This window comes from Halomonas sp. PR-M31 (assembly GCF_001039575.1).
Classification (GTDB): domain Bacteria; phylum Pseudomonadota; class Gammaproteobacteria; order Pseudomonadales; family Halomonadaceae; genus Modicisalibacter.
In genome coordinates, this window is the sequence record NZ_JIBT01000086.1 from 1 (window position 1) to 3547 (window position 3547).

Sequence of the window (3547 nt, forward strand, 5' to 3'; positions counted from 1 at the left end):
AGATCGGGGGTTCGGATAGATGCCTGACGAGGAGCTGGCCGGCATCCCGGGGCTTTATTCGTCTCATCCTGAGACTTACCCTTCGGGCCCGCTAAAGCGGTTCCCGTTTGTTCCCGACAAACGGGTCCATGGGGAAAGCCCTGAGTGACGTTCTCACCTCGCTGGGCGTAATAAATGCCTGACGATGACCTACTCTCACATGGGGAGACCCCACACTACCATCGGCGCTGAGCGGTTTCACTGCTGAGTTCGGCATGGGGTCAGGTGGGACCCGCTCGCTATGGTCGTCAGGCGTAACTGGGACAGCGGCACTCGCCGCTGCGTCAACAACCTGAATCCGCCGACAAAAAAGGCGATACGCCATGGCGTATCCCGGCAACACTGAATCCCGACCCACCCCCTTGGGTGTTATATGGTCAAGCCTCACGGACCATTAGTACGGGTTAGCTCAACACCTTGCGGTGCGTCCACATCCCGCCTATCAACCTCGTCGTCTTCGAGGGTCCTTCAGGGAGCTTGTGCTCCAGGGACGTCTCATCTTGAAGGGGGCTTCCCGCTTAGATGCTTTCAGCGGTTATCCCATCCGCACTTAGCTACCGGGCAATGCCATGGGCATGACAACCCGAACACCAGCGGTGCGTCCACTCCGGTCCTCTCGTACTAGGAGCAGCTCTTCTCAAACGTCCAACGCCCACGGCAGATAGGGACCGAACTGTCTCACGACGTTCTAAACCCAGCTCGCGTACCACTTTAAATGGCGAACAGCCATACCCTTGGGACCGACTTCAGCCCCAGGATGTGATGAGCCGACATCGAGGTGCCAAACACCGCCGTCGATGTGAACTCTTGGGCGGTATCAGCCTGTTATCCCCGGAGTACCTTTTATCCGTTGAGCGATGGCCCTTCCATACAGAACCACCGGATCACTAGAACCTACTTTCGTACCTGCTCGACGTGTCTGTCTCGCAGTTAAGCACCCTTATGCTCTTGCACTCACTGCACGATTTCCAACCGTGCTGAGGGTACCTTCGTGCTCCTCCGTTACGCTTTAGGAGGAGACCGCCCCAGTCAAACTACCCACCACACACGGTCCTCGACCCGGATAACGGGTCTGAGTTAGAACGCCAATGATGCCAGGCTGGTATTTCAAGGTTGGCTCCACGACCACTAGCGTGACCGCTTCCAAGCCTCCCAGCTATCCTACACAAGCAACATCAGCGTCCAGTGTGAAGCTATAGTAAAGGTTCACGGGGTCTTTCCGTCTAGCCGCGGGTACACAGCATCTTCACTGCGATTTCAATTTCACTGAGTCTCGGGTGGAGACAGCGTGGCCATCATTACGCCATTCGTGCAGGTCGGAACTTACCCGACAAGGAATTTCGCTACCTTAGGACCGTTATAGTTACGGCCGCCGTTTACCGGGGCTTCAATCAAGTGCTTCGCTTGCGCTAACACCATCACTTAACCTTCCGGCACCGGGCAGGCGTCACACCCTATACGTCCGCTTACGCGTTAGCAGAGTGCTGTGTTTTTAATAAACAGTTGCAGCCACCTGGTATCTTCGACCGCTCTTTGCTTCACCCGCGAGGGGCTTCACATAACAGCGGCGTGCCTTCTCCCGAAGTTACGGCACCATTTTGCCTAGTTCCTTCACCCGAGTTCTCTCAAGCGCCTGAGGATTCTCACCCTGACCACCTGTGTCGGTTTGGGGTACGGTCGCTCATGATCTGATGCTTAGAGGCTTTTCTTGGAAGCAGGGCATCAATGACTTCCGAAGCGTACTTCGTTCGTCTCGTGTCTCGGCCTTGAAACGACGGATTTGCCTATCGTCTCAGCCTACGCACTTTCACCAGGACAACCAACGCCTGGCTCACCTAGCCTTCTTCGTCCCCCCTCGCAATCATGACCGGTACGGGAATATTAACCCGTTTCCCATCGACTACGCCTTTCGGCCTCGCCTTAGGGGCCGACTCACTCTGCTCCGATTGACGTCGAACAGAAACCCTTGGTCTTCCGGCGGGGATGGTTTTCACATCCCTTATCGTTACTCATGTCAGCATTCGCACTCGTGATACCTCCAGCCCACTTCCCAGTGAACCTTCATTGGCGTACACGACGCTCCTCTACCGCGAATCCGTATTCGAAAATACAGACTCACCCGTAGCTTCGGTAGCTGGTTTAGCCCCGTTACATCTTCCGCGCAGGCCGACTCGACTAGTGAGCTATTACGCTTTCTTTAAAGGATGGCTGCTTCTAAGCCAACCTCCTAGCTGTCTTCGCCTTCCCACCTCGTTTCCCACTTAACCAGCATTTGGGGACCTTAGCTGACGGTCTGGGTTGTTTCCCTTTTCACAACGGACGTTAGCACCCGCTGTGTGTCTCCCACGCTGCACTCATCGGTATTCGGAGTTTGCCTCGGGTTGGTAACCCGGGATGGGCCCCTAGCCGAAACAGTGCTCTACCCCCGATGGTGATACGTGAGGCGCTACCTAAATAGCTTTCGAGGAGAACCAGCTATCTCCGGGCTTGATTAGCCTTTCACTCCGATCCACAGCTCATCCCAGCATTTTTCAACATACTTGGGTTCGGGCCTCCAGTTGATGTTACTCAACCTTCACCCTGGCCATGGATAGATCGCCCGGTTTCGGGTCTATTCCCAGCGACTGGTCGCCCAGTTAAGACTCGGTTTCCCTACGCCTCCCCTATTCGGTTAAGCTCGCCACTGAAAATAAGTCGCTGACCCATTATACAAAAGGTACGCGGTCACCGAATAAATCGGCTCCCACTGCTTGTACGCATACGGTTTCAGGATCTATTTCACTCCCCTCGCCGGGGTTCTTTTCGCCTTTCCCTCACGGTACTGGTTCACTATCGGTCAGCCAGGAGTATTTAGCCTTGGAGGATGGTCCCCCCGTCTTCAGTCAAGGTTTCACGTGCCCCGACCTACTCGTTTTCACCAGGTGTTGATTTCGGCTACGGGACTATCACCCGCTATGGTCCGACTTCCCAATCGGTTCGCCTATCAGGCACCTGACTTAAGGGCTGCTCCCCGGTCGCTCGCCGCTACTGGGGGAATCTCGGTTGATTTCTGTTCCTCGGGGTACTTAGATGTTTCAGTTCCCCCGGTTCGCCTCCCGTCACTATGGATTCATGACGGGATACTCATTTGCATGAGTGGGTTTCCCCATTCGGACATGCCCGGGTCACAGGTTGTTTGCCACCTCACCGAGCCTTTTCGCAGGCTGTCACGTCCTTCATCGCCTCTGGCTGCCTAGGCATCCACCGTATGCGCTTAATCGCTTGACCATATAACCCCAAGGGGGCGGGTCGCGATTCATATTGCCGGATACGCGTACACGTATCCCTTACATTTGTCAGCTTGATTCACGTTGTTAAAGAGCGACTGTCAATCGACAGTCACAAGCCCAGTTTATCTCGATTGCTTTCGAGGGCATGGCTTGTGACTGCGGACTGGTTGATTGACTGTTGGGGCACCCCAGAAATGGGGCAGGTAACGAATGGTGGAGCCTAGCGGGATCGAACCGCT

At 55.2% G+C, this 3547-nt stretch carries 2 rRNA genes; both read right to left on the reverse strand.

Annotation, left to right across the window (positions count from 1 at the left end):
- Window positions 1-176 precede the first annotated feature (176 nt).
- Window positions 177-292: ribosomal RNA gene (gene rrf / locus CH74_RS17330) — 5S ribosomal RNA — on the reverse strand.
- Between the two features lie 120 nt (window positions 293-412).
- Window positions 413-3306: ribosomal RNA gene (locus CH74_RS17335) — 23S ribosomal RNA — on the reverse strand.
- Between the last annotated feature and the right edge of the window lie 241 nt (window positions 3307-3547).